The organism is Plastoroseomonas hellenica (genome assembly GCF_018129085.1).
In the GTDB taxonomy this organism is placed as follows: Bacteria; Pseudomonadota; Alphaproteobacteria; order Acetobacterales; family Acetobacteraceae; genus Plastoroseomonas; species Plastoroseomonas hellenica.
Window position 1 is genome coordinate 81398 of record NZ_JAAGBB010000026.1, and the last position, 26128, is coordinate 107525.

Annotated in this window: 25 protein-coding genes; 10 read left to right on the plus strand and 15 right to left on the minus strand. The window is 70.8% G+C overall.

All coding sequences use genetic code 11. From position 1 onward, the window contains the following. From GXW71_RS20795 to GXW71_RS20830, 8 genes are all read right to left on the minus strand, one after another. A complete protein-coding gene (locus GXW71_RS20795; protein ID WP_211854594.1) occupies positions 1 to 804 on the minus strand; it encodes a crotonase/enoyl-CoA hydratase family protein in 804 nt (267 codons plus the stop codon). Next, on the minus strand, positions 801 to 1802 hold the full coding sequence (locus GXW71_RS20800; RefSeq protein WP_211854595.1) for an acyl-CoA dehydrogenase family protein: 1002 nt from the start codon (positions 1800 to 1802) through the stop codon (positions 801 to 803). Before GXW71_RS20800 ends, GXW71_RS20795 begins: the two co-directional genes overlap by 4 nt. After that, on the minus strand, positions 1799 to 2938 hold the full coding sequence (locus tag GXW71_RS20805; RefSeq protein WP_211854596.1) for an acyl-CoA dehydrogenase family protein: 1140 nt from the start codon (positions 2936 to 2938) through the stop codon (positions 1799 to 1801). Before GXW71_RS20805 ends, GXW71_RS20800 begins: the two co-directional genes overlap by 4 nt. Then, a complete protein-coding gene (locus tag GXW71_RS20810; RefSeq protein ID WP_211854597.1) occupies positions 2938 to 4146 on the minus strand; it encodes a CaiB/BaiF CoA transferase family protein in 1209 nt (402 codons plus the stop codon). Before GXW71_RS20810 ends, GXW71_RS20805 begins: the two co-directional genes overlap by 1 nt. A gap of 41 nt (positions 4147 to 4187) precedes the next feature. Then, positions 4188 to 4562: a DUF6285 domain-containing protein gene (locus tag GXW71_RS20815; RefSeq protein ID WP_211854598.1), complete on the minus strand. Its 375-nt coding sequence runs from the start codon at positions 4560 to 4562 to the stop codon at positions 4188 to 4190. Next, entirely contained in the window at positions 4555 to 5547 is a 993-nt protein-coding gene (locus GXW71_RS20820) for a phosphotransferase family protein (RefSeq protein WP_211854599.1), read from the minus strand. The genes GXW71_RS20815 and GXW71_RS20820 overlap by 8 nt, the downstream gene beginning before the upstream one ends. After that, complete coding sequence (locus tag GXW71_RS20825; protein WP_211854600.1) at positions 5540 to 6748, minus strand: acyl-CoA dehydrogenase family protein; 1209 nt, start codon at positions 6746 to 6748, stop codon at positions 5540 to 5542. The genes GXW71_RS20820 and GXW71_RS20825 overlap by 8 nt, the downstream gene beginning before the upstream one ends. 68 nt (positions 6749 to 6816) lie before the next feature. Then, positions 6817 to 7578, minus strand: a complete 762-nt coding sequence (locus tag GXW71_RS20830; RefSeq protein ID WP_211854601.1) for an SDR family NAD(P)-dependent oxidoreductase — start codon at positions 7576 to 7578, stop codon at positions 6817 to 6819. A 93-nt stretch (positions 7579 to 7671) separates the two neighbouring features. On the opposite strand from GXW71_RS20830, the gene GXW71_RS20835 reads away from it, so the two are divergent. The 3 genes from GXW71_RS20835 to GXW71_RS20845 all read left to right on the plus strand — a co-directional run bounded on the left by GXW71_RS20835 (position 7672) and on the right by GXW71_RS20845 (position 10784). Next, positions 7672 to 8412: an SDR family NAD(P)-dependent oxidoreductase gene (locus GXW71_RS20835; protein ID WP_211854602.1), complete on the plus strand. Its 741-nt coding sequence runs from the start codon at positions 7672 to 7674 to the stop codon at positions 8410 to 8412. A 75-nt stretch (positions 8413 to 8487) separates the two neighbouring features. Continuing rightward, the gene (locus GXW71_RS20840; protein WP_246526746.1) at positions 8488 to 9549 is read left to right on the plus strand and encodes an NAD(P)-dependent oxidoreductase; all 1062 of its coding nucleotides are present in this window, start codon (positions 8488 to 8490) and stop codon (positions 9547 to 9549) included. A 74-nt stretch (positions 9550 to 9623) separates the two neighbouring features. Further along, positions 9624 to 10784, plus strand: coding sequence for an MFS transporter (locus GXW71_RS20845; protein ID WP_211854603.1), 1161 nt, complete (start codon positions 9624 to 9626; stop codon positions 10782 to 10784). Here GXW71_RS20845 and GXW71_RS20850 read toward each other — a convergent pair. Further along, on the minus strand, positions 10762 to 11376 hold the full coding sequence (locus GXW71_RS20850; protein WP_211854604.1) for a M35 family metallo-endopeptidase: 615 nt from the start codon (positions 11374 to 11376) through the stop codon (positions 10762 to 10764). The genes GXW71_RS20845 and GXW71_RS20850 overlap by 23 nt on opposite strands. Before the next feature lie 132 nt (positions 11377 to 11508). Next, positions 11509 to 12639 carry a zinc-dependent alcohol dehydrogenase family protein gene (locus tag GXW71_RS20855; RefSeq protein ID WP_211854605.1) on the minus strand — a complete coding sequence of 377 codons (1131 nt, stop codon included), beginning with the start codon at positions 12637 to 12639 and terminating at the stop codon, positions 11509 to 11511. A gap of 112 nt (positions 12640 to 12751) precedes the next feature. Between GXW71_RS20855 and GXW71_RS20860 the strand changes: the two genes are divergently transcribed. The 4 genes from GXW71_RS20860 to GXW71_RS20875 are packed head-to-tail and all read left to right on the plus strand — an operon-like array spanning position 12752 to position 17793. Continuing rightward, the gene (locus GXW71_RS20860) at positions 12752 to 13561 is read left to right on the plus strand and encodes an enoyl-CoA hydratase (RefSeq protein ID WP_211854606.1); all 810 of its coding nucleotides are present in this window, start codon (positions 12752 to 12754) and stop codon (positions 13559 to 13561) included. Positions 13562 to 13583: 22 nt separating this feature from the next. Beyond that, on the plus strand, positions 13584 to 15212 hold the full coding sequence (locus tag GXW71_RS20865; protein ID WP_211854607.1) for an acyl-CoA synthetase: 1629 nt from the start codon (positions 13584 to 13586) through the stop codon (positions 15210 to 15212). A gap of 16 nt (positions 15213 to 15228) precedes the next feature. After that, positions 15229 to 16623, plus strand: coding sequence for a dipeptidase (locus tag GXW71_RS20870; protein ID WP_211854608.1), 1395 nt, complete (start codon positions 15229 to 15231; stop codon positions 16621 to 16623). Positions 16624 to 16629: 6 nt separating this feature from the next. Next, positions 16630 to 17793 (plus strand): Bcr/CflA family multidrug efflux MFS transporter, encoded by a 1164-nt coding sequence (locus GXW71_RS20875; protein ID WP_211854609.1) that lies wholly within the window; start codon positions 16630 to 16632, stop codon positions 17791 to 17793. A gap of 7 nt (positions 17794 to 17800) precedes the next feature. Here GXW71_RS20875 and GXW71_RS20880 read toward each other — a convergent pair whose 3' ends face one another. The 5 genes from GXW71_RS20880 to GXW71_RS20900 form a co-directional block, all read right to left on the minus strand. Further along, on the minus strand, positions 17801 to 19483 hold the full coding sequence (locus tag GXW71_RS20880) for a thiamine pyrophosphate-binding protein (protein ID WP_211854610.1): 1683 nt from the start codon (positions 19481 to 19483) through the stop codon (positions 17801 to 17803). Between the two features lie 215 nt (positions 19484 to 19698). Then, positions 19699 to 20355 (minus strand): leucyl/phenylalanyl-tRNA--protein transferase, encoded by a 657-nt coding sequence (aat, locus tag GXW71_RS20885; RefSeq protein ID WP_211854611.1) that lies wholly within the window; start codon positions 20353 to 20355, stop codon positions 19699 to 19701. 42 nt (positions 20356 to 20397) lie between these two features. Continuing rightward, entirely contained in the window at positions 20398 to 20865 is a 468-nt protein-coding gene (locus tag GXW71_RS20890; RefSeq protein ID WP_211854612.1) for an Lrp/AsnC family transcriptional regulator, read from the minus strand. Between the two features lie 245 nt (positions 20866 to 21110). Next, positions 21111 to 22241 carry a type III PLP-dependent enzyme gene (locus GXW71_RS20895; protein ID WP_211854613.1) on the minus strand — a complete coding sequence of 377 codons (1131 nt, stop codon included), beginning with the start codon at positions 22239 to 22241 and terminating at the stop codon, positions 21111 to 21113. Between the two features lie 397 nt (positions 22242 to 22638). Beyond that, on the minus strand, positions 22639 to 23403 hold the full coding sequence (locus tag GXW71_RS20900; protein ID WP_211854614.1) for a transglycosylase SLT domain-containing protein: 765 nt from the start codon (positions 23401 to 23403) through the stop codon (positions 22639 to 22641). Positions 23404 to 23520: 117 nt separating this feature from the next. Here GXW71_RS20900 and cheB point away from each other — a divergent pair, with 117 nt between their 5' ends. From cheB to GXW71_RS20915, 3 genes are all read left to right on the plus strand, one after another. Further along, complete coding sequence (gene cheB / locus GXW71_RS20905; RefSeq protein ID WP_211854621.1) at positions 23521 to 24597, plus strand: chemotaxis-specific protein-glutamate methyltransferase CheB; 1077 nt, start codon at positions 23521 to 23523, stop codon at positions 24595 to 24597. Continuing rightward, positions 24594 to 25925 carry a FliI/YscN family ATPase gene (locus GXW71_RS20910; RefSeq protein ID WP_211854615.1) on the plus strand — a complete coding sequence of 444 codons (1332 nt, stop codon included), beginning with the start codon at positions 24594 to 24596 and terminating at the stop codon, positions 25923 to 25925. The genes cheB and GXW71_RS20910 overlap by 4 nt, the downstream gene beginning before the upstream one ends. Beyond that, on the plus strand, positions 25915 to 26128 hold a 214-nt coding region (locus tag GXW71_RS20915; RefSeq protein WP_211854616.1), incomplete at its 3' end, for a hypothetical protein. The genes GXW71_RS20910 and GXW71_RS20915, both read left to right, overlap by 11 nt.

Sequence of the window (26128 nt, forward strand, 5' to 3'; positions counted from 1 at the left end):
TCAGCGCCCCTCGAAGCGCGGCGCGCGCTTTTCCAACATGGCCGAGACCGCTTCGCGATGATCGCGCGTGTCATGCGCCAGCGCCTGGAAGGCGGCCGACATCTCGAGCAAAGTCGAGAGCCGCAGGTGCTGGCCTTCGCGGAGCAGGCGTTTGGTCAGGCGCACTGCCTGCGGCGGATTGGCTGCGATCTTCGCGGCGAGCGCCCGCGCCGCCGGCAGCAGCTCCTCCGGCGCCACGACGCGGGAGACCAGGCCGCAGGCCAGCGCCTCCGCGGCGTTGATCGGATCCCCGGTCAGCGACATCTCCAGCGCTTTCGACATGCCGACCACCTTGGGCAGCAGGAAGGCGCCGCCATCGCCCGGCACGATGCCGACCTTGACGAAGCTCTCCGCGAAGACCGCCTTCTCGGAGGCGATGCGGATGTCGCACATGCAGGCGAGGTCGAGGCCGGCGCCGATCGCCGGCCCGTTCATCGCCGCGATGGTCGGCACGTCGAGCTCATAGAGTGCCAGCGGGATGCGCTGGATTCCCCGCCGATAACTCTCCCGCATCTCGGCGGCCGTGTCGCCCTGCGTGATCCCGGTCCGGTCGCGCATGCCCTTGAGGTCGCCGCCGGCGCAGAAGGCGGAGCCCGCGCCGGTCAGGATCAGCACGCGTACGCTGTCATCGCGCCGGATCGCCTCCACCGCATCCACGACCTCGTCGCATTCGGCGCGGGTCGAGATGGCGTTGCGCTTCTCCGGCCTGTTGAGGGTGAGGGTGACGACGCCCTCGTCGCGCTCGGTGGTTATGAAGCCGGTCATATCAAAAACTCCTCGTCGCGGGCGGTGATGTCGGGCCAGAGCGCGGCGCCGCCACGCGCCTGCGCGGCCGCGCCGATACGCTGCGCCCAGAAGCGCTCGGTGCCGCCTTCCTCCCGCCAGGACCAGAGGCGGCGGGTCAAGTGATGCAGCGCATGTTCTTCGGTGACGCCGATCGCCGCGAAGACCTGGTGCGCGATGGCGGCGCAGGTGCCGGCGGCTTCTCCGGCGGTGATCTTGGCGCAGCCGATCTCGAAGCCGGCATCCGCCAGGCCGCGCCGGTCGGCCGCACGCGCCGCCGAGCGGGCCGCGACCGAAGCCGCCGCGGCTTCGGCGGCGAAGAGCGCGAGCTGCTGCTGGATCGCCTGGAAGCGCCCGATCGGGCGGCCGAACTGCACCCGGGTATTGGCGTAGTCGACCGCCAGCGCCAGCGCCGCCTGCAAGGCGCCGGCCATCTGCGCACTGCGGATCAGCGCGGTCAGCCCGCGCGCCTCCGCACCGAAGCGGGCCGGCAACGCGCCCTCCTCCAGGGCTGGGCCAGGCGCCAGGGCATCGCGTGGCTCGCGGCCGATATTCTCGCCCGGCGTCGCGATGCCTGCCGGATGCAGCGATACGCGCCCGCCATCCACCAGCACAACATGCGCGGCATGCCGGCCCCAGGGCACGGCTTCACCCGCTGCCGCGAAGGTCAGCACGCCCTCCGGCACCGGCAGCCCGGCAGCCGCAAGCAGCAATGCCGCGCCCATGCCCTCGGCCAGGGGCAGCGGCGCGGCGTGCTGGCCGAGCAGCAGGAACAGCCCCGCCGCATCCTCGAGCGAGAGACCGGCGCCGCCCGCTTCTTCCGGCACCAGCGCCAGCGCGAGACCGAGCGGTTCCAGCGCATCCCAGGCAGCCTGAGGGAAGGCGCCCGTTTCCAGGGCGCGGAGCGTCGCGACATCCGTCGCGTCGGTCAGCGCGCGCGCCACCTGCTCCTGCAGGATGGCGGAGAGATCCTCGCTCATCGAAGGCCGAGCTCCTTGGCGATGATGCCGCGCATGATCTCGCGTGTGCCGCCGCGCAGGCTGAAGGTGGTCGCCAACATCGTCAGATAGGCGTGCATGCGCCGCATTCCCTCCGGCATCGCGTCGGTGTCGATCAGGCGGCGCAGATTGCCGGGCAGCGCCTGTTCGAAGCTGTTGCCGAGATCCTTGACCAGCGCCGCCTGGCGCAACGGATCCTCGCCATCCTCCAGCATGCCGGCGACCGCGAGCGACATGCGGCGCAGCGTCCAGAGCCGTGCCACTTCGCGTCCCAGCGGCTCGGCCGCGGCGGTATCGCCGGCCAGCGCCGTCACACCCTCGGCAAGCAGCGGATAGGAGGAGAGGATGCGGTCCGGCCCGCTGCGCTCGAAGGCGAGCTCGCTCGTCGCCTGGGCCCAGCCGGCGCCTTCCCGGCCGATCAGCGCGTCCTCGGGCAAGAGCACATCGTCGAAGGTGATTTCGTTGAAGGTGGCATCGCCGGTCAGCTCCCGGATCGGGCGGATGGTGATGCCGGAGCTCCTGAGATCGACCAGGAGCTGCGAGAGCCCCTTGTGCTTCGCAGCCCCCTCCGGCGCCGGAGAGGTGCGCACCAGCGCGATCATGTAATCGCAGAGATGGCCGAAGGTGGTCCAGATCTTGCGGCCGTTCAGCCTCCAGCCGCCGGGAACCCGCTCCGCCTTGGTGCGCAGGCTGGCCAGGTCGCTGCCAGAATCAGGCTCCGACAACCCGATGCAGAAGGCGAGCGCGCCGCTTGCGATGCCGGGCAGGATGCGCCGGCGCTGCTCCTCGGTGCCGAGGCGCAGGATCAGCGGCCCTGATTGCCGGTCGCCGATCCAATGCGCCCCGACCGGGGCGCCGGCGGCCAGCATCTCCTCCAGCACCACGAGGCGCTCCATGGCGCTGCGCGCGTGCCCGCCATAAGCGGTGGGCCAGCCCATCCCGATCCAACCTTCCGCACCGACGGCGCGGGAGAAGGCGCGGTCGAAGCCCATCCAGGATCGCGCCCGCACCTCCGGCGTCCAGTCGCGGCCCGCCTCATCAAGGAAGTCACGGACGCGGGCGCGCAGGGCCGCGGCTTCCGGCGGCGTGTCGCGCAGGGTGAAGCGCAACCCTTCCATCAGACGATGCCCGCTTCTCGCGCCGCGGCGATCTCCGCGGCGCCCATGCCGGCATGGCGGGCCAGGATGTCGTCGCTGTGCTCGCCCGGCGCCGGGATGCCGTGGCGGTAGGTGACGGGCGTTCCGGACAGGCGCAACGGGCTGGCCACGGTGCGGATATGGCCGGCCTTGTGGTGCGGCACCTCGACGATCAGGCCACGCGCCCGGACATGCGGATCCTGTTCGATGTCCTCCGCCGTGTTGATCGGGCCGCTGGTGATCTTCGCCTCGCGCAGGATCTCCAGCCATTCGGCGCGCGGCCGCGTCACCAGCACGTCGCGCATCATCTGCAGCACCTGGGTGCGGTTCGCGACCCGGTCGCGGTTGCGGCGGAAACGCGCATCCTCGGACCATTCCGGATGGCCGAGTGCCGCTGCCAGGCGGACGAATTCCCGGTCGTTCAGCACCCCGATCACGAAGCGGGCGTCGGAGCCGCTGAACACGCCATAGGGCACCGCGACGCTGGCATCGTTGCCGGTGCGCCGCACCCGGTAGCCGGCATTCAGCCAGGCCGACATCGGGTGCTGCAGCAGCGCCGCCATGGTCTCAAACAGGTTGACGTCGATCGCCTGGCCCTCGCCGGTCCGCTCCCGGTGGCGCAGCGCCGCCAGGATCGCAATCGCCCCGGCCTGCCCGGTGAACATGTCGGCGACCGGGACGCCGACCCGCATCGGGCCGCCGCCCGGCACCTCGTCCGGCTCGCCGGTGGTCGCCATGACGCCGGCCATTGCCTGGGCGACGAAATCATAGCCGGAGCGCTCGGCATAGGGGCCGTCCTGTCCGAAGCCGGTCACCGAGCAATAGACCAGCCCGGGGTTGATCTCGCGGAGATCCGCATAGCTCAGGCCATACTTCGCCAGCGTGCCCGGGCGGAAATTCTCGATCAGCACATCGGCCCGCTTGACCAGGCGCTTCAGGATCGCCGCCCCCTCGGGCTGCGCGAAGTCGAGCGAGAGCGAGCGCTTGTTGCGGTTGAGCGCGACGAAATAGGTGCTGTCCTCGGTGTCCGGCACGAAGGGCGGGCCGAGCGCGCGCAGGTCGTCGCCGTCACCCCGGCGCTCGATCTTGATCACCTCCGCGCCGAGGTCGCCGAGCGTCTGCGCCGCGAGCGGGCCCGCCACCACGCGTGTGAGATCGAGCACCACCACCCCGTCGAGCGCCGACGCCATTCCCCGTTCCCTCCGAGTTCTTTGCCCAGCCAATCTGCCGTTTATTCCGCAGCGCGGAAAGGGCTTTCGGCCAGGGCCTTGGGCGCCGAGACTGTGCAGCGGGCGCGGGCCAGATCCATCAGCGCGGCCGCGGCCGCGGCGTGCTGTGGCGTTCCGGGATCGAAGCCGCCGGCCCGGATCGCCTTGGCGAAGGCCGCCAGCGGCGCGTCGCCGGGGCCGGTCAGCGCCGCGACGGCGGCCAGGCACTTCGCCTGCTGGTCACCATCCTGCCGGGCTTCGCGTGCGGCGATCGCCATCGCATTGGCGACCATGCGCGCGGCGAAGCGCAGCCCTTCCGGCAGGTGCGGCAGCAACTCCTCGAGCAGCACGCCACGCGCCGCCTCCAGCAGCGCGGCGCCATCCGGCTGTTCATGCATCGGGCACCCCCGTCATCCGCAGGATCTCCAGCTCCAGCTCCGGCACAATATGGCCGGTCAGCGCCAGTTCCAGGTTCGGCTCGGTGCCGGAGATGTGGCGCGCCGCCTGATCCACCGCGATCACCGCCCAGCGGATATGCGCCGCCAGCTCCCACCAGCGCACGCTGGCATCGTCCACGCCGCCGTAGCCAGCATAGAGCGCGGCGCGCGGCCCGATGCCGCCGGCCTCCTGCGCCAGGTTGCCGAAGCGCCAGCATTTCGCGCAGAGCCAGCCGAGATCGGCATGGCCATCGCCCCAGGCCGCGAATTCCCAGTCCAGCACCGCGGTGACGCCCTGCTCATCCAGCATCAGGTTGCCGGTGCGGAAGTCGTTGTGGGTCAGGACCGCCGGCACCGGTGCCGGCGCCTCCCGCTCCAGATGCCGGAGGCCCCATTCGATCGCCGGGCGCGGGGCGTGCTGGCGGTCGAGTGCGGCGCGCTGCGCCGCGATGAAGGCGCGTGCGGCATCGGCTGGGGCGTCGCCCAGGAAAGCGAGATCGGGCCGTGGCGGCCGGATCGAATGGATGCGCGCGAGTTCCTGCCCGAGCGCCTCCGCCAGGGCCACACGCCCGCCACCCAGCAACTCGCTCTTCACGACGCGATACCCGGCGGCGATGCCCTTGACCCGCCGCATCACGAAGAAGGGCGCGCCGGCGACCGTCGCATCCTCGCAGAGGAAGAGCGGCTCCGGCACCGTCACGCCGGCGGCCTGCGCCGCCTGCAGCAGCCGGTATTCCGCGGCGCGCGGCAGGGAGACGGCGAGCGTCGCGGCATTGTCGGTCCTGAGCACCCATGCTTCCACCGATCCGCGATGCTCGACATCGATCGCCCAGTTCTGCTGGATCGCGCCGCCCGAGAGCAGGACCGCGCCGATGATCGCGAGCGCCGGATCGCCGCTCGCGCCGCGCAGCCAGGTCTCGACCGCGGCGCGGCGCTGCTCATCCATGCGCAGAACCCCAGGCGAAAAAGTCACTGCCTTCGCTGCGGAGGAAATTCGCCAGCACCATGCGATGCACTTCGGAGGCGCCATCCACCAGCCGCGCCTGGCGCGCATAGCGGTAGATCCACTCGATCACCGTGTCCTTGGAATAGCCGCGGGCGCCGAGCAGTTGCAGCGCCGTGTCCACCGATTTCTGCAAGGCGTCGGCGACGACGATCTTCGCCATCGACACCTCCTTCCGCGCGAAGGAGCCCTGATCGAGCATCCAGGCGGCATGCATGGTCAAGAGGCGCCCGATCTGCACCTCCATCGCCGCCTGCCCGATCAGGCCCTGCACGCTCTCCCGGTCCAGCAGCGTCTTGCCAAAACTCTGGCGTTCGCCGACATGCGCCATGGCGATCTCGAGCGACCGCTTGGAGAGGCCGAGCCAGCGCATGCAATGCGTCAGCCGCGCGACGCCGAGCCGCATCTGCGTCACCTTCAGCCCGTCGCCGATGCCGAGCAGCCGGTCCTCGTCCGGGATCTCCAGCCCGTCGAAGACCAGCTCGCAATGCCCGCCATGCTCCTCCGGCCCCATGATCGGGATGCGGCGGACGATCTCCCAGCCTGGGCTGTCGGCATGGAACAGGAAGGCTGTGAGCCCCTTGCGCTCGTCGTCGGAAGTGCGGGCCATCAGGATGAAATGCTTGGCATTGCCGGCGCCGGTGATGAACCACTTGCGGCCGGTGATGCGCCAGCGGTCATTCCCGACTGGCTCGGCCCTGGTATAGGTCAGCGACGGATCGCTGCCGGCGCCGCCCGGCTCGGTCATCGCGAAGGCGGACTGCACTGCGCCCGCGATGATTGGCATCAGCCAGCGCTGCTTCTGCGCTTCGGTCCCGACCTTCTCCAGGATCATCATGTTGCCGTCATCGGGGGCGGCGCTGTTGAAGACAACCGGGCCAAAGATGGAGCGGTTCATCTCCTCGTAGCAGGCGGCCATACCGATCCGCGGCAAGCCCCCACCACCGAGCGCCTTCGGCATCTGCAGCGCCCAGATGCCTTCGGCCTTCGCCTGCTTCCGCATCTCCGCCAGCACATGCGGTGCGATATTGTCGTGCTCGTCGTAATTTGCGCGGTCGGACTCCAGCGGGATCAGCCGTTCATCGACGAAGCGCCGGATGCGCAGCCGCAGCGCGTCGATCTCGGGCGGCAGGGAGAAGTCCATATCGGGCGATCCTATGGTCTACGAACGGATTCACGCCTATGGGCGATTCCGCCCTGCGGCGATCCATTCTAGAGAGAGTTGATCGAATGGCCGCCATCGACGGTGATGGTCGACCCCGTCATATGCGCCCCGGCATCGGAGGCGAGCAGCAGCAGCGGGCCGGTCAGATCCTCGGGCGTGCCGAGGCGGCGCTGCGGGACGCGCTTCAGCATCGCCTGGCCAGGCTCGCTGGCGAAGAAGCCGGCATTGATGTCGCTCGCGACATAGCCGGGGGCGATGGCGTTCACCCGAATGCCGTAACGCGCGAATTCCACCGCCATCTGCCGGGTCATGTGCAGCAGCCCGGCCTTCGCAGCGGTGTAGCCGGCGACACCCGGAATGATGCGGGTGCCGAGGACGGAGGCGATGTTCACGATGCTGCCGGGCCGCTTCGCCGCCACCAGCCGCCGCGCGCCCTCCTGCGCCACCAGGAAGCAGCCGCGCAGGTTCACATCCAGCACGCCGTCGAAATCCTCAGGCGCCATCTCCAGCACCGGCTTGGTCACGGCGATGCCGGCATTGTTCACGATAATCGAGCAAGCCTCGCCGAAGGCGGCCTCCGCCGCCGCGTAGCAGGCGGCGATCGAGCCCGCGTCGGTGACGTCGAGCGGCACCGGCACCGCACCATCGCCCAGCTCGGCCGCCAGCCGCGCCGTCGCCTCGGTGCGGCGGGCGGCCAGCGCCACGCGCGCGCCGGCGCCATGCAGCACGCGCGCGAAATGACCGCCGAGCGTGCCCGAGGCCCCGGTCACCAGTGCCGTCCGTCCGCCGAGGGAGAAGAGCCTGTCCATATGGGTTCCGTTTCCTCTTTCTCCTTATCCGACCATCGCGCGCCGCCCTGGGCAAGGGCATGCTGCATCGCATCAGGTCGAGGAGGAGTTCCCATGCGGAAGGTGGTGCTGGTGACGGGCGCGCAGCAGGGTATCGGGCGCGCCATGGCGGCGGGCTTCGCGGCCGCCGGCTACGACGTCGCGATCAACTGGCTGGACGATCAGGCGGCGGCGGAAGCCGTGGCGGCCGAGGTGACGGCGCTCGGCGGCCGTGCCGTGGCGCTGCAGGGCGATGTCGGCCGCATCGCCGAAGGCGCGGCGCTGGTCGAGGGCACGGTCGCGGCACTCGGCCGCATCGACGTGCTGGTCAACAATGCCGGCATCTTCCCGCGCGTCGAATTCCTGGCGATGACCGAGGCGATCTGGGACGCGGTGCACAGCGTCAACCTGAAGGGCAGCGCCTTCTGCGGCCAGGCGGCCGCGCGCGCCATGGTGGCGGCCGGGCATGGCGGCAGTATCATCAATCTCTCCTCCCAGGCGCTGCGCGGCACGCCGCTCGGCGTGCACTACAGCGCGACCAAGGCCGGCGTCGCCGGGCTGACGCGCGCCATGGCGCTGGCTCTCGCCCCGCACGGCATCCGCGTGAACGCCATCGCGCCCGGCACCACCGACACGGCACAGCCGCGGCACGGCAACACCGATGAGGAACTCGCGGCCATGGCGGCGACCCTGCCCATCCCGCGCCTCGGCCGGCCGGAGGAGATCGCGGCCCTCGGCGTCTGGCTTGCCTCCGATGCGGCGGGATGGGTGACCGGCCAGACCTGGCACATCAATGGCGGCAGCTTCATGCCGTGACGGCGTCGGGGCCTCTTGCGCCCTCGTCCGGTGCGTCGGACATTGCACTGAACGTCCAGCCTGAGGAACGCGCCTTTGTCCCGTACCATGACCAACGCCCCATTCCGCGTCGGCTATATCGACCGTGTTCCCCATCGCGCCTTCCTGGACACCACGGCCGCCGACCCTGCCCTTGAGGTCGTGCGCATCGGCCTCGACCAGCCGGAGGAGGCGATGCTCGCGGCGCTGGCGGAATGCGATGGCTACTACGTCATGGCCTCCCGCGACGAGCTCCCGAAGCCGTTCCACGTCACCGACGCGCTGCTCGCCAGGCTGCCGCGCCTGCTGTTCGTGGCCAGCACCGGCGCCGGCTATGACCCGGTCGATCCGGAGGCCTGCACGCGGGCCGGCGTGCTGCTGGTCAACCAGGCCGGCGGCAATGCGGAAGCGGTGGCGGAGCATGCGGTCGGGCTGATGCTCGCGCTGCTGAAGCGCTTCCCCGAATGCCATGCCGGCATGCTCGCCGGCCAGGCCGCGCGGCGGGAGCAATTCCTCGGCCGCAACCTGCTCGGCAAGACCGTCGGCCTGTTCGGTATCGGCCATGTCGGCAGTCGCACCGCCGAGATCCTGAACGCCGCCTTCCGCTGCCGCGTGCTGGCTTGCGACCCCTATCTCGATGCAGCGACGATCGCCGCCCGTGGGGCGGAGAAGGTGGACAAGGCGACGCTGCTGGCGGAAGCCGACGTGGTGAGCGTGCATTGCCCGCTGACGCCGGAGAGCCGCGGCATGATTGATGCCGCCGCCTTCGCCGCGATGAAGCCCGGCGCGGTCTTCGTGACCACGGCACGCGGCTCGATCCACGACGAAGCGGCGCTGCAGGCGGCGCTCGAGAGCGGCCATATCGCCGCCGCCGGCCTCGATGTCTGGGAGCAGGAGCCACCGCCGGTCGATCACCCGCTGCTGCACGACCCGCGGGTGATCGCGACCCAGCACACCGCCGGCGTCACCGAGGAGAGCCGGACGCAGATCACCACCATCGCGGCCCTGGCCTTTTCGGACGTCGCCGCCGGTCGCATGCCGCCGCGCATCATCAACCCCGCCGTCAAGCCGCGTTTCGCGGCACGCTACGAGGCCGCACGGGGTCGGGCCATCGGCTGAACCGAGGCGGGAGGGGGATGATCGGCTGAGGTCATCCCTCTTCCGCCGCCAACGGCGGCGTTCCAGCATCGCGCATGGCTGACCGATCGAAGCTTTGCGTGATCGCCGCCCTCGGCACGACGCAGACACTGTCCTGGGCCTCCAGCTATTACCTGCCGGCGATCCTGGCGCGGCCGATGGCTGAAGCGCTCGGCGTCTCCACCACCTTCGTCTTCGGCGCCTTCTCGGCGGCGCTGCTGCTGACCGCCTTCCTCGGCCCGGCGGTCGGGCGGGTGATCGACGCGCGGGGCGGCCGGGATGTGCTGGTCGCTTCGAACCTGGTCTTCGCGGCAGGACTCGCCTTGCTCGGCCTCGCGCAGGGGGCGGTGACGCTGGTCACCGCCTGGATGCTGCTCGGCCTCGGCATGGCGCTCGGCCTCTACGACTCGGCCTTTGCGACCCTGGCCGGCCTTTATGGGAAGGAAGCGCGCGGCCCGATCACCGGCATCACGCTGATCGCGGGCTTCGCCAGCACCATCGGCTGGCCGGTGACTGCGGCAATCGATGCCGGCTTCGGCTGGCGGGAGGCGTGCTTCGTCTGGGCCGCGCTGCACCTGGTGCTCGGCCTGCCGATCAACCGGCTGCTGGTGCCGGCGGCGCCACCGCCTGCCACCGGCGCGGCGGCCGATACCGGGGATGTTGCGCCGCGTCGCGCCCTCGTGCTCCTCGCCTTCGTCTTCGCAGTGGCCGGCTTCACCGCCAGCGCCATGGGCGCGCATCTGCCGGGGCTGCTGCACGCTGCGGGTGCCAGCCCGGCCGCGGCGGTGGCTGCCGCGGCGCTGGTCGGCTTCGCGCAGGTCGGCGCGCGGGTCATCGAATTCTCGGTGCTGCGCCGGCTACACCCGCTGCTGACCGCGCGCATCGCGGTCCTGACCCATCCCGTGGGTGCCGCCGCGCTGCTGCTCTTCGGCGGCCCGGCGGCCTCGGTCTTCACTCTGCTGCATGGCGCCGGCAACGGCATGCTGACGATCGCGCGCGGCACCCTGCCGCTGGCATTGTTCGGGGCCGCCGGCTACGGGCGGCGCCAGGGTCTGGTCACCGCACCGGCGCGTGTCGTGCAGGCGATCGCGCCGCTGGCCTTCGGCCTGCTGGTCGATGCCGCCGGTCCCTGGGCGCTGCTGCTGACCTCGGCACTCGGCATCCTGGCGCTCGGCGGCCTCGCGATGCTCCAGGTCAACGAGGCAGCGTCTCGATGAAGTATTCGTAGTTGTCGGCGTTGCTGGCCGCCCGCAGCCAATCGGACTTGGCGAGCAGCAGGGCGGCCCGCGGCTGGTAGACATAATCGCTGGTGCGGCCGCCGAGATGGCTGAACTCATGCACCAGGATGCCGAAACGCGAATCCTGGCCGTTGATGCCGGCACGGAAGAATGGCGGGCAGACGCCGACGATGTTGAGTCCCGGCCGCATATAGCCCATCTGCCCGCGCCCGCAGGTCTTCATGTCGTTGCAGTGCATCGTATAGCTGTCGCGCCGCTCCATGCGGGACAGCGTATTGGTCAGGACCTCCAGCATCATCTTGGCCGGGGCATCGCCGAACCAGCGGCGGACCTGCGGGCTTTCCGGGTCTCTTTGCAGGAAGCGGATGCCGTCGCGGATCCGGTTGCGGGCAGTCGTATGCGCCTCGTTCAGGATGGCCGCCTGCTCACGCGTGCATTGCGGCCCCGGTGTCGTCGCGGCGCGGGCCACGGCGTCCGGCGAGGCCGCCAGGATCACATCTTCGGAACCCGCCGCGCAGGCACTCAGGGTGGAGGCCAGCAGGAAGGCCATGGCCGTACGCAGCAGCTGCATGAGGGGGTCATCTCCGCCGGGGACGTTGCTGGTGCATCGCTCGCGAGCATCCCGCACGCCCGGGCACCGGCCCGGACGGGGTCTGCTTCAACCGCGATGATGCCGGAACGAAAGCGGTGAGGCCAGGGCCGGTCAGAGGGAGGGGATCAGGAGTTGGCGCAGCACCGCCCCCTCCGACAGCCGGTCGAAGCCGGCATTGACGTCGGCCAGCGGAATGCGGCCACTGACCAGCCGCTCCACCGGCAGCCGGCCGCGCCGCCAGAGGTCGAGCAGCATCGGGATGTCGCGCGGCGCCACGCAACTGCCCATGTAGCTCGCGCGGATGCTGCGTTCCTCCGCCACCATGGCGGAAAGCGGGACGGCGAAGCGGTGGCTCACGTCTGGCAGGCCGGCGGTCACGGTGCTGCCGCCGCGCGCGGTGATCGCATAGGCGAACTCCATGGCTTTCAGCGACCCCGCGGTCTCGATCACGATGTCGAGGCCACCGGAGGTCGCGTCCCGAATCGCCTCCACAGCGCCCGGCTCGGTCGCCAGGAAGCCCTCGGTCGCGCCGAGCTCCTGCGCCAAAGCGAGCTTCGCCGGCTGCACGTCGACGGCGACGATGCGGGCGGCACCCGCGACCCGGGCCGCCAGCACCGCGTTCATCCCGACGCCGCCGAGGCCCACCACCGCGACCAGCGCGCCCGGCGTCACCTTGGCCGTGTTGAAGACGGCGCCGGCGCCGGTCATCACCGCGCAGCCGAAGATCGCCGCGGTCTCCAGCGGGATGTCGGGATCGATCCGCACCACCGAATTGCGCGCGACCACGGCGAATTCGGCGAAGACCGAGAGGCCGGAATAGTGGTTGATCGGCTCTGCGGCCAGGCGCAGCCGCCGCGCGCCGGAAGCAAGGGTCCCGGCCGCCTTCGACGCCGTGGAGGTGGGGCAGAGGTTGGGCTTGCCATTGCCGCACCAGCGGCACTCCCCGCAGGCGCTGACGAAGACGGAGACGACGTGGTCGCCGGGCTTCAGCCCATGCACGCCGGAGCCGATCTCGCGCACGATGCCGCTCGCCTCGTGGCCCGGGATGGTCGGCAGCTTGCGCGGGCGCAGGTTCTCGATGGTCGAGAGGTCGGAATGGCAGAGCCCTGCGGCCGCGACCTCGATGAGCACCTCGCCCTCACCGGGTGGGTCCAGCTCCACCTCCTCGATGGAGAGCGGACGGCTCTCGGCATAGGGTTTCGGGAGCCCCTGTTCGCGCAGCACCGCGGCCTTCATTCGCATGGCGTGTCGTTCCCTCGCGTCTCGGGACGAGGCTAACGTCTGGGGATGCGTTCGGCCATGGCCCGGCGCCGCGCCGCACACCATAATGCAGGGCAGGAGAGGAGATGCTGAGATGGCCGATGGCATGACCGATGCCGCGCTGCTGCTGCGCGCCGATGCGGGCGGCATCGCGCGGCTGACCCTGAACCGCCCGGCGGCGCGGAACGGGCTGTCGCTGGCGCTGATGCGGGAGCTGCGCACGGCACTCGCCGCCGTGGCGGCCGATGCCGCGGTGCGCGTCGTGCTGCTGGACGGCAAGGGACCCGCCTTCTGCGCAGGCCATGACTTGCGGGAGATCACCGCGCACTTCGCCGATGCCGATGGCGGGCACCGCTTCTTCGAGGAGGCGATGGCCGAATGCGCGGGCCTGATGCAGGCGATCACCGCGCTGCCGCAGCCGGTGATCGCGGTGGTGGAGGGTGTTGCCACGGCCGCCGGCTGCCAGCTCGTCGCCACGGCCGACCTGGCGGTGGCGGGAGAGGGTGCGCGCTTCTGCACGCCTGGCGTCGATATCGGCCTGTTCTGCTCGACGCCCGCGGTCGCGCTGTCCCGCGCCGTGCCGCGCAAGCCGGCGATGGAGATGCTGCTGACCGGGATGATGATCGGGGCCGCGGAAGCACAGCGCATCGGTCTTGTGAACCGCGTGGTGCCGGCGGGCGCGGCGCTCAGCGAGGCGGAGGCGCTGGCAGGGCATATCGCCGCACGCTCGGCGCATGCCGTGCGCCTCGGCAAGCGCAGCTTCCATGCGCAGGTGGAGCAGCCGCTGCCGGAGGCCTATCGCATCGCCACCGCCACCATGATCGAGAACCTGCTGTCCGAGGATGCGGCCGAAGGCATCAGGGCCTTCCTGGAGAAACGTCCCCCGCAATGGCGCGATCGCTGACAAGAAGAACCAAGAGGAACGCATGGTCGACTATTCCACGGGCCTCGAGCCAGGCCCCGCCAACCATCAGCCACTGACCCCACTGCTGTTCCTGGAGCGCGCGGCGGCGGTGCATCCCGACCGGCTGGCGGTGGTGCATGGCGCGCTGCGCATGAACTATCGCGCGCTGCGCGACCGCTGCGTCTGCCTGGCCTCCGCGCTCACGCTGCACGGCATCGGACGGGGCGACACGGTGGCGGCGCTGCTGCCCAACATCCCGGCCATGCTCGAATGCCATTACGGGGTGCCGATGGCCGGCGCCGTGCTGAACACCATCAACACCCGCCTCGATGCCGCGACCATCGCCTATATCCTCGACCACGGCGAGGCCCGGGCCATCGTCGTGGACCGGGAGTTCATGCCGGTGCTGCGCCTCGCGCTGGCGCAGTGCAAGGTCAAGCCGCTGGTGGTCGAGGTCGATGATCCGCTGGCGCCGGAGGCCGCGCGCGGCGAGACGCTGGGCGGCCTGTCCTATGAGGCGCTGCTGGCGGAGGGCGATCCCGCCTTCGCCTGGCCGATGCCGGCCGATGAATGGGATGCGATCACGCTCAACTACACCTCCGGCACCACCGGCCGGCCGAAGGGGGTCGTCTACCACCATCGCGGCGCCCAGCTTCTCGCGACCGGCAACGTGCTCTCGGCCGGCATGGCGCGGCATCCGGTCTATCTCTGGACCCTGCCGATGTTCCACTGCAACGGCTGGTGCTTCCCCTGGACCGTCTGCGCCGTCGCCGGCACCCATGTCTGCCTGCGCGCGGTGCGCGGCCCGACCATCTGGGCGCTGATGGCCGAGCATGGCGTCACCCACATGTGCGGCGCGCCGATCGTCATGGCGACCATGCTGGCGACGCCGGAGGCCGAGAAGCGCGTGCTGCATCATCAGGTGCAGTTCGTGGTCGCCGGTGCGCCGCCGCCGGAGACGGTGCTGGCCGCAATGCGGGAAGCGGGCTTCGCCGTCTGCCATGTCTATGGCCTGACCGAATGCTATGGTCCTTCGGTCGTCAATGAATGGCATCAGGACTGGAACGCGAAGCCGGCGCCCGAGCAGGCGGCGCTGATGGCGCGCCAGGGCGTGCGCTACCTGGCTCTGGAGGCCCTCGATGTGCTCGATCCCGCGACCCTGCGCCCGGTGCCTGCCGATGGCGCGACCATGGGCGAGGTGATGATGCGCGGCAATGTCGTGATGAAGGGCTACCTCAAGGACCGGGCCGTCACGGAAGCGGCATTCGCGGGGGGCTGGTTCCACACCGGCGATCTGGCGGTGAAGCATCCGGACGGCTATGTTCAGCTCAAGGACCGCTCCAAGGACATCATCATCTCGGGCGGCGAGAACATCAGCTCCATCGAGGTTGAGGACGCGCTCTACAGGCACCCCGCAGTGGCGGTGGCGGCCGTGGTGGCGAAGCCCGACGAGAAATGGGGCGAGGCGCCTCTCGCCTTCATCGAGCTGAAACCGGGTGCCAGCGTCACGGAGGCCGAGTTGATCGCCTTCGCGAAGCAGCACCTGGCGGGCTACAAGGTGCCGCGCGCGATCGTCTTCGCGGAGATCCCGAAGACCTCCACCGGCAAGATCCAGAAGCACGTGCTGCGGGCCGAGGCGCGCGGCGCCTAGACCCTAGCGAGACGCCATGACCGACCGCCTCGATGCCATTCTCGCGCATATCGACGCCGATCTCGACGCGGCGCGCGGACGGCTCTTCGACCTGCTGCGCATCCCGAGCATCAGCGCCCAGCCGGCCCATGCCGGGGATTGCCGCGCCGCCGCCGAATGGCTGCGCGGCCAGCTCGCCGGGATCGGCTTCGAGGCCGCGGTGAAGGAGACGGCGGGGCATCCGGCGGTGGTCGCGCATCACCCGGGCCCGGGCGGCGCGGTGCCGCATGTGCTCTTCTACGGCCACTACGACGTGCAGCCGGCCGACCCGCTGGAACTCTGGACCAGCGCCCCCTTCGAGCCGGTGCTGGTCGATGGCCCGCATGGCCCCCGCATCCGCGCCCGCGGCGCGGTCGACGACAAGGGCCAGACGATGATGTGGATGGAGGCGCTGCGCGCCTGGCACGCCATCGCAGGCTCCCCGCCGGTCGCTGTTACCGTGCTGATCGAAGGCGAGGAGGAGGTCGGCAGCCCGAGCCTCGATGCCTTCCTCGCCGCCAACCGCGCAGACCTGAAGGCCGATGTCGCTGTTATCAGCGACACCGGCATGTGGGACATCGACACGCCGGCCATCACGACGCGGCTGCGCGGCCTGGTCTATGCCCAGATCGACATGAAGGCGGCGTCGCGGGACCTGCATTCGGGCCTCTTCGGCGGATCGGCGCTGAACCCGATCAACCTCCTGACCCATATCCTGGGCGCGCTCCGCACCGCCGACGGTCGCGTGACCATGCCCGGCTTCTACGACGGCGTGGCCGAGCTGCCGGAAGCGCTTGCCGCGCAATGGGCCGGCCTCGGCTTCGAGGAGGCGGCGTTCCTCGGCGGCGTCGGCCTTTCGGTGCCGGCCGGCGAGCCTGGCCGTGCGCCGCTGGAGCGGCTCTGGGCCCGCCCGACCTGCGACATCAATGGCATCTGGGGCGGCTATATGGGGCACGGATCGAAGACCGTGATCCCGGCCGAAGCGCATGCGAAGCTTTCCTTCCGGCTGGTTCCCGGCCAGGACCCGGCGCGCATCGCCCAGGGGCTGCGCGACTTCGTCGCCGCCCATCTGCCGGCCGATGCGCATGCCGATGTCACGATCTTCGGTGAAAGCCCCGGCATCGAGGTCGCGCTCGACAGCCCCGCCATGACAGCGGCGCGCGAGATCCTGCTGGCCGAATTCGGGCGCGAAGCGGTGCTTTCCGGCAGCGGTGGCTCCATCCCCGTGGTCGAGAGCATGCGCCGGCTGCTCGGGCTCGATTCCCTGCTGATGGGCTTCGGCCTCGACGACGACCAGGTGCACAGCCCGGATGAGAAGTTCGAGCTGCGCTGCTTCCATCGCGGCACGCGCAGCCATGCGAGGCTGCTGGGGCGACTGGCGGCGCGCGGCTGACGCGCGATGCCTTCCCATGCACGGTTCGCGCTGATCCTCGGCGCGCTCGCGGCCTTCGGGCCGCTGTCGATTGACACCTACCTGCCGGCCTTTCCGCAGATCGCGGCGGCCCTCGGCACCGATCCGGCGCGGATGCAGGCGACGCTCGCCTCCTATTTCGCTGGCCTTGCCATCGGGCAGAGCTGCTACGGGCCGGCCGCCGACCGCTGGGGGCGGCGCGGCCCGCTACTCGCTGGGCTCGTGATCTATGCGATCGCTTCGGCCGCCTGCGCGGTCGCGACCTCGGTGGAGGCGCTGATCGTGCTGCGCTTCTTCCAGGCGCTCGGCGGCTGTGCCGGCATGGTGATCTCCCGCGCCGTCGTCCGTGACGTCGCGGAGGAGCGGGAGGCGGTGCGGCTCATGTCGCAGCTCATGCTGGTCATGGGCGTCGCACCGATCCTGGCGCCGCTGCTTGGCGGGACGCTGCTGTCGGCCTTTGGCTGGCATGCGATCTTCTGGGCGCTCTGCCTCTATGCGCTGGTGATGCTGGCAGTGATGCTGCGCTTCCTGCCCGAGACCCTGCCGATCGAGCGCCGGCGGCACGACAGCCTGGCCGGGATTCTCGGCGTCTACCTGATGCTGCTGCGCGACCGGCGCTTCATGGGGCCGGTGCTGGCCGGGTCGCTGACGCTCGGCGGCATGTTCGCCTACATCGCGGCCTCGCCCTTCGTCTTGATCGAGCTGTACGGTTTCCCGCCCGGCCAGTTCGCGATCATCTTCGGCAGCAATGCCGCCGGCCTGATCCTGATGTCGCAGGTCACGGCGCGGCTGGTGCGGCGGTTCGAGCCGGCGCGGATGCTGCGCGCCGCGCTCTACGTGCCGGTCGCCGCGGGCCTCCTGCTGCTGGCTTCCGCTCTCGGCATCGGCGGGCTGCCGGCGATGCTGGTGGCGCTGTTCTTCGCCATCGGCTCGCTCGGCATGATCCTGCCGCTATCCTCGGCGATGGCCATGTCGCTGCATGGCCGCAATGCCGGCAGCGCCTCTGCGCTGCTCGGCACCCTGCAATTCGGTCTCGGCGCGGTTGCCGGCGTCGCGACCGGCCTGCTGCATGACGGCACCGCGCTACCCATGGCCGTGGTGGTGGCCGGCGGCGGGATCGGCGGCTTCCTCGCCTTCCGCCTGCTGCGGTAGGGGCAGCTCAGCGCGCGGCGGCGGCCGCGCGCTCCGCGTGCTTGCCCATGGTCGTGTAGGGGGCGTAGGGCGGATGCTCGCCGATCGTCACCATGTCCACCTCGACCAGGGACGGGCCGGGCTCCGCCAGGGCGCGTGCGACGGTCGGGCCGAAATCCTCCACGGCGGCGACGCGATAGGCGCGGATGCCGGCGAGCTCGGCGAGCTTCTTGTGATCCGGCCCGATCAGGTCATGGGCGAAGCGGCGGCCATCGGCGACCGCATCCTGGATGTGCCGGATCACGCCATAGCCGCGGTCGTTCATCACCACGATGCAAAGGTCGGGCTTTTCCTGCGCAGCGGTCCAGAGCTCGGTCTGGTTCAGCGCGAAGCCGCCATCGCCGACCATCGCGACGGTCTTCCGCCCGGGTGCCGCGATCGCCGCACCGATGCCGAGCGGCAGGCCCGGTCCGATGGCCGCGCCCACCGGATGCACCGCATCCTGCGGTCCGTAGACCGGCATGATGCGGTTGCCCCAGGTGGAGTTGCTGATGGTGATGTCGCGCACCCAGACCCCGTCGCGCGGCAGCGCCGCCCGCATCTGGTCGGCGAAATCGGCGTAAGGGCCGAGCGTCGCCCGATATGCCGCATTGGCGCGCGCCTTGGTCGCAGCGAAGTCCTGCGCGAAGCGGGGATCGACGGCGATATGGCCGGCAAGCCGCTTCGCCAGGCCCTCTGCCACCAGCCCGGCATCGCCGTGCAGGAACAGTGCGGTCGGATAGCTCCGCCCCTCCGCGCCGGCATCGACATCCGCCTGCACCAGCACCGATGGCAGCTTCATCGAGAAGTCACCCGTCTCGTGCCCGCGCAGGCGGGAGCCGAGCACCAGCATCGCGTCGACGGTGCCGTAGAATTCCTGGATCGGTGGCGCGCCGTTGCCGTGCAAGGCGCCGAAGCTCATCGGGTGATCCTCGGGAATGGTGCCGCGCCCGTTCCAACTGCTGACCACCCCGAAGCCGAGCGCCATCAGCGCCTCGATCGCCGGGCCCGCACGCTTGGCACCGTTCCCCATCCAGATCATCGGCCGCTTCGCGCGGGCGAAGATCGCCGCCGCCTCGTCCAGCGCGGCTTCAGAGGGCGGTAGCGGCGGCGGCACCGGCAGCACAAGGTGATCGAGCGCGGCGGGGCGCGGGATCGCGATTCGCTGGATGTCGATCGGCACCTCGACGCTGACCGGACCCATTGGTGGCGTCAGCGCCTCGGTCGCGGCGCGGATCAGCACGCCGAGCGCCTCGGCGGCGCTGCGCACGCGATGGGCGCTCTTGCCGGCGGCCGCCAGCATGGCGGTCTGGCCCGGGACGTCATGGACGGTGCCGGTATCGCGGTCGATGAACTTCGTCGCCGTCTGGCCGGTGATGTGCAGCACCGGGCTGCCGGCGAAGCGCGCTTCGACGAGGCCGGGCACCGCATTCGCCGCCCCCGGCCCGGTCGAGCTGAACAGCACGCCGAGCCCGCCCGAGACCCGCGCATAGGCATCCGCCATATGCCCCGCGCCCATCTCGCCGCGCGCCATCACGAAGCGGATCGCATTGCGCCGCCCGATCGCATCCAGCATCGGGATATTGTGGACGGAGACGATGCCGAAGGCGGTGGTCACGCCGATGCGGGTCAGGAACTCGGCGACCATGTCGCCGACGGTGTATTGGGCCATGGTGCTTCCTCCGGTGCTTGGCCCCATCCTGGCAGGAAAGCCCGGTCGGTCTAGGCGGGATCGACATTCAGCACCGGGAGGCGCCTGGCGAGGGATTTTTCGCGCTGGCCAGGCGCGTGGCGCTGCCGATGCTGGTTGCATCGGCAAGCCGCGCAACGCCGCCAGCGCGGAAAAGACCCGCCGGGCGACCCCGAAGGCTGAATGTCGATACCGCCCTAACCCTGCCGCATGGCCCGGATCTCGGCTTCGAGCGTCGCCGCATCGGGATCGGGCCAGATCGCCGGCACCTCCAGCGCGGCGGCCAGGCGCGCCTTGTAGTCGGCGCGCGGGATCTCGGTCGCGCCGAATTGCGCGAGATGCGCGGTCAGGAATTGGGTGTCGAGCAGGGTGAACCCCCCGATCGCCAGCCGCGCCACCAGATGCACCAGCGCTACCTTGGAGGCGTCGCGGGCGCGGCTGAACATGCTCTCCCCGAAGAAGGCACCCCCAAGCGCCACGCCATAGAGCCCGCCGACCAGCGCCCCACCCTCCCAGCATTCGATCGAATGCGCGACGCCGAGCGCGTGCAGCGTGCCGAACAGGTGCTCGATCTCCGGATTGATCCACGTGTCGCCGCGGCCCGGCGCAGGGGCTGCGCAGCCGGCCAGTGCGGCCGCGAAATCGGCATCGGCGGTGACCTGGAAACGCCCGGACAGCACGGTGCGCCTGAGGCGCTTCGGCAGGTGGAAGCCAGTGATCGGCAGCACCCCGCGCAGCTCGGGGTCGAGCCAGTAGAGCCTGTCCGCGCCCCGGCTCTCCGCCATGGGGAACAGTCCCGCGCGATAGGCGCGGATGACGAGGTCCGGAGTGATCTCGACCTGACGCCTGCTCATGGCGCGGATCATGCCAGATTTCGTGCCCTCGGGGGGCAGGGGCTACTCCTCGTCGGTGGCGGGCGCCACCGGCAGGATCGCGGTTTCCTTCTCGGTCGCAATGGCGAGCAGCGATTCGATCCGTTCCACCGCCGGCTGGCCGCGCAACTCTTCCTCCATGAACATCTCGAAGGCCCGGAGGTCGGCGACGCGCAGCTTCAGCAGGAAGGTCCAGCCACCGGTGACGCGGTGACATTCCAACACATGCTCGTGCCGCGACATGGCCCGGCGGAAGGCGGCGTCGTCGCGCCCCGGGCGCAGGTTCACGAAGACGAAACCGAGCAGCGGGCAGCCGACATGCGCCGGATCGAGATCGGCGCGCCAGCCGCGCACCACCCCACGCTCCTCCAGCCGCTTCACGCGCTCGGCGGTGGCCGAGACCGAGAGGCCGGAAACCTTGGCAAGCTCGGCGAGGCCGGCGCTGCCATCCTGTTGCAAGGCGATGGCGATGTTCCGGTCGATCTCATCCATGGCCGGATAATATCCGCTCCTCAGGTGTCCGGGAACAAGGAATCGCGTTCGTCCTCGGGCGGGCCGTCCCTGTCGCATCGCGCCGCGACGAATCGCAGGCGCGGACGAACCGCAGCACGGGCGCGCCCGGCGCCGGGGAATCGGCGGCGCCGGGGCCACAGCGCGCGGCCGGGGGGAGCAGGAGACGGCCCGCCCGACGGATCTCAGTATGAAGGAAAGGGCGCCCGCGGGGCGGGCGCCGCCGGTCAGATGTAGTGCTCGGCCAGCGGCTTGAAGCCGTTGAAGCTCTGCGCGGCGTAGCTCGTCACATAGGCGCCGGTCGCCATCAGCTCCACGCGGTCGCCGCATTCGAGCGCCAGCGGCAGGCGGTAGTTGCTCTTTTCATAGAGCGTATCCGTGCTGTCGCAGGTCGGGCCGGCGATCGTCACCGGGCCTTCGCGGGTGCCGTCATGCGGCGTGCGGAAGGCGTATTTGATCGCCTCGCCCTCGGTCTCGGCGAGGCCGCCGAAGCGCCCGATATCGAGGTAGACCCAGCGCACCGGGTCATCGGCACCCTTGCGGGAGACCAGCACCACCTCGGCCGAGACGACCCCTGCATCGCCCACCATGAAGCGGCCCGGCTCGATCAGCATCTCCGGCAGGTCATTGCCGAAATGCTGCACCATGGCGCCCATGATCGCATCGCCGAATTCGCCGATCTCCGGCACCTCCGCGCGGTAGCGCACCGGGTAGCCGCCGCCGAGATTGACCATGCGCAGCTTCACGCCGGCCTCGCGGAGGTCGGAGAAGACCATGGCGACGCGGGCAATTGCCGCCTGATAGGCGCCGGTCGTGGTCTGCTGCGAGCCGACGTGGAAGGAGATCCCATAGGGGTCGAGGCCCCAGTCGCGCGCCAGGATCATCAGGTCGCGCGCCATCTCCACCTCGCAGCCGAACTTGCGGCTGAGCGGCCATTCGGCGCCCTTGTTCTCGACCAGGATGCGGCAATAGACCTTCGCGCCCGGCGCATGCTGCGCGAGCTTCTTCAGCTCCGGCTCGCTGTCGAAGGCGAACATGCGCACACCGGCGGCATAGGCCGCCTGGATCGCCGAGACCTTCTTCACGGTGTTGCCGAAGGAGATCGCGTCCGGGCGCGCGCCGGCCTCGAGGCAGGACTGCACCTCTTCCCAGGACGCGGCGTCGAAGCTGGAGCCGAGGCCGGTCAGGCGCTCCAGGATCGGGGCGGCCGGATTCGCCTTCACCGCGTAGTAGACGCGTGCCAGCGGCAGCGCGGCCTTCAGACGGCGATAATTCGTCTCCACGCGATCCACGTCGAGCACCAGGCAAGGTGTCGCGGGCGCAGAGTCGCACAGGAACGCGGCGATCTTTGGAGTCATCGCAGCACCACCCCAGACTGAATGGGCCGCCTGTCCAGGCGACGGCCCCAGGTTAACGAAACGGTCGAACGAACCAGCGACCTGAGTGGACCGTCCGGCTGCTGCCGCACGGGGTTGCCAGAACGCTTGACGTCGTTGCGTAAACCCTTTGGCCGCCGGGACTTCCCGCGGTTGGGGGCCAGAGGCACGTGCGTGCTGCGTCTGCGGCGGGAAATAGGACCGGTGCGCCAGGGGAGCAAGAGAAAATCTTCGGTTCGCCGATTTTTTTTCAGGGCGATCATCGCCCGGGCAGGAAACTCACCTTGAGCCTAAGTCCGGCACGGGAAGGCGGCCCGAGAATCGCTCTGTTTTCGGAAGCCATTCCGGAAGGGCGTGCCGCGTCTGCATCCACTGCGGGTCAGAAGCGCCGCGCGATGATCAGCCCGCCGCGCGGCACGGACGCCAGCCGCGCCTGCAGGATCGGCATGCTGCGATAGGCGTCGAGACCACGCCCCTGGGAGCCGGAGGGTGCGGCGATCACCTGGGCCCGTGCGGCGCCGTTGGAGAGCATGGCGCCGCTGCTGGGGCTCATCGGCGGCCGCGCGCCGAGGGCTGCCATCATCGCCGGCGTCACGGTGGCGGGGCTGCGCTGCTCCTCCGCCCAGAGTTCCGCGACCCGCGCCTGATAAGCATTGGCATATTCGGGCGTGCGCGAGTGATAGGCCGCGGAGGCCCGGTTCCAGTCGCCGAGCTCGGTGCGCAGCTCGGTCAGGAAGCGCGCCGCGTAACGGGTATTGGTCGTCGGGTCGAAGGCTTCCTCGAGGCTCGCGAAGGCGTTGGGGTGATGCCGCAGGTTGATTTGCATGCAGCCGATGTCGATCGAGCGGACCCCCTGCGCCTGCAGGGACCGCACGGCGGCAATCGCTGCCGCCCGGTCGGGGAAAAAGCTGCCGCGTCCCTCGGCATTGATGGTCCAGGGCCAAGGGTGGAAAGCACCGGTCACCGGGTCGCGACGGCCGGATTCAGCGCGCCCGATCGCCATCAGCAGATGTGCGGGAATCCCCGCTGCGGTCTCGGCGGCACGGATCGCGGCACGGCAGAGCTGGCCCTGCTCGGCCGGCTGCGCGAGGACGGCAGCAGGAAGCAGGAGCAGGGCAAGGAGGCCAAGGATGGTCTTCTTCATGGCCCGGGCTTGCGCAACTGCCGTGCCAACCTCACCGGAAGGTGTGGGCGCCGTCCGGGGGCATTTACCTTTTGGTCCGATTGCCCGGGGCATGGTCCGGCTTCCAGGAGGACGCGCTTGACCCAGATCCCGGCACCACTCCGTGTCCTCGTCTGTGACGACAGCGTGGTGATCCGCGCTGCCATCGCGCGGATTCTCGGCACCGACCCGGCGCTGCATGTCGCCGCGCGCGCCGGCAATGGCCGCGATGCCGTGGAAGCGGTCAAGCGCGGCGGCATCGACGTCGTGATCCTCGACCTCGAGATGCCGGTGATGGGCGGGCTGGAAGCGCTGCCGCTGCTGCTCGCCGCCGATCCCGGGGTGCGCGTCATCGTCGCCTCCGCGCTCACCACGCGCGGTGCCAGCATCGCCATGGAAGCGCTGCGCCTCGGCGCGGTCGACTATGTGCCGAAGCCTGGCACCGGCGAGGACCGGGCCTTCGCCGAGGAATTGCTCGCCAAGGCCCGCGGTCACGGCACGCTGCGCCGCCGCGCGCCCGCGGCGGCCACCACCGTCGCCGCCCCCGCGCCTGCCGCGCCGCGCCCCTTGCCGGCCTTGCCGCGCGGGCCGCTGCTGCCGGCTGCCATCTTCGCGATCGGCTCTTCGACCGGCGGGCCGGATGCCCTCGGCACCGTGTTCCGCGCCTTCAAGCGCCTGCCGCGGATCCCGCTGCTGCTCACCCAGCACATGCCGGGCCCCTTCATCCCGAAGCTCGCAGACCATTTGTCCCGCCTCGGCCCGGTGCCGGTTGCCGAAGCGCGCGACGGCGAGGCGATCGAGCCCGGGCGGGCCTATATCGCGCCCGGCGGCTGCCACCTGCAGATCGCCCCAGCCGGTGGCGGGCAGGCGGTGGTGCGCCTCTGGGACGGACCGCCCGAGCATTCCTGCCGGCCCGCGGTCGATCCCATGCTGCGCAGCCTGCCGGCGGTCTTCGGCGGCCGCGTCGGCGCCGCGGTCCTGACCGGCATGGGGCAGGATGGTGCCCTGGGCGCCGGCGCCGTGGTCGCGGCCGGCGGTGCCGTCTATGCGCAGGACGCCGCGACATCGGTGGTCTGGGGCATGCCGGGCGCCGTCACCGAAGCCGGCCACGCGCGGGAGGTCCTGCCGCTGCCGGCACTCGCCACCCGGATCGCCGAGATCGTCGGCGCGGCATGAGCACGCTTCGCCATGCCGAGCTGGCGCTCGCGGCGCTGGCGCGGCGCCCACCCTTCCGCATCCAGGGGCGGGTCGCCGCCGCCGGTGCGCTGACCCTCGACATCGATGGGCTGCAGGGCCTGGCTGCGCGCGGCGACCGTGTCGCGATCGCACATCCGGGTGGCGAGCTGACCGGCGAGATCACCGATATCAGCATCGATCGCCTGCGCGCCGTCGGGTTCGAGGCGCTGGAAGGCATCGGCCTTGGCGCCGCCGTGCGCCTGGAGGGCGCGGCGACGCTGGCGCCGGATGACGCCTGGCTCGGCCGGGTGGTCGACCCGCTGGGACGCCCGATCGATGGCAAGGGTGCGCTGCCGCAGGGAAGCGTGCCGCGGCGGGTGCGTGCTGCGCCGCCGGCGGCCGGCACGCGCGCGCGGCTCGGCCCGCGGCTCGATCTCGGGGTGCGGGCGCTCGATGCCTTCTGCACCTGCCGGCGTGGTCAACGCCTCGGCCTCTTCGCGGCCTCGGGCGTCGGCAAATCGACCCTGATGTCGATGCTGGCGGCAGGGGCGGAGGCCGATGTCGCGGTCATCGCGCTGGTCGGCGAACGCGGGCGGGAGCTGCGCGAATTCGTCGAGGAAGATCTCGGCGCGGCGGGCCTGGCGCGCAGCGTCGTGGTCTGCGCGACTTCCGACCAGCCGCCGCTGATGCGGCGGGAAGCCGCCTTCGCTGCGATGACCGTCGCCGAGCATTTCCGCGACCAGGGCCGGCATGTGCTGCTGATGATGGACAGCGTGACGCGCTTCGCCATGGCGCTGCGCGAGATCGGCCTCGCCTCCGGGGAGCCGCCGGCGACCCGCGGCTATACGCCGACCGTCTTCGCGGAACTGCCGCGCCTTCTGGAGCGCGCCGGCCCGGCCGAGGCCGGCAATCCCGGCGCCATCACCGGCCTCTTCACCGTGCTGGTCGAAGGCGACGACCATGACGAGCCGGTGGCGGATGCGGTGCGCGGCATCCTCGACGGCCACGTCGTGCTCGACCGTAAGATCGGGGAGGCCGGGCGTTATCCCGCGATCGACGTGCTGCGCAGCCTGTCGCGCACCGTGCCCGGCTGCCTCGAGGAGGACGAGCATGCGCTCATGCTGCGCGCCCGCCGCATCCTGGCGCTGCACGCCGAGGTCGCCGACCTGGTGCGGCTTGGCGCCTATCGCGCCGGCACCGACCCCGATGTGGACGCGGCCGTGAGGCTCGCGCCGCGCATCGAAGCCTTCCTGGCGCAGCGAAAGGAGGAGCGCGGCACCATCGCCGATGCCTTCGGCCGCCTGGCGGAGGCGCTGGATGGCGCCTGACCCGCTGGATGTCCTGCTCCGGCTGCGCGCGATGGAGTTGCGCAACGCGAAGCGCGACCTCGGCACCGCGACCCGCGCCCTGACGACCGCCGAAGATGTCGCCGCCCGCGCCGCCGCTGCGCCGGCGCGGGAAGAGGCGGCGGGCGCCGACCCGCTGCTGCTCACCGCCTGGATGCCGCAGGCGCTCGCCGCGCGGGACCGCG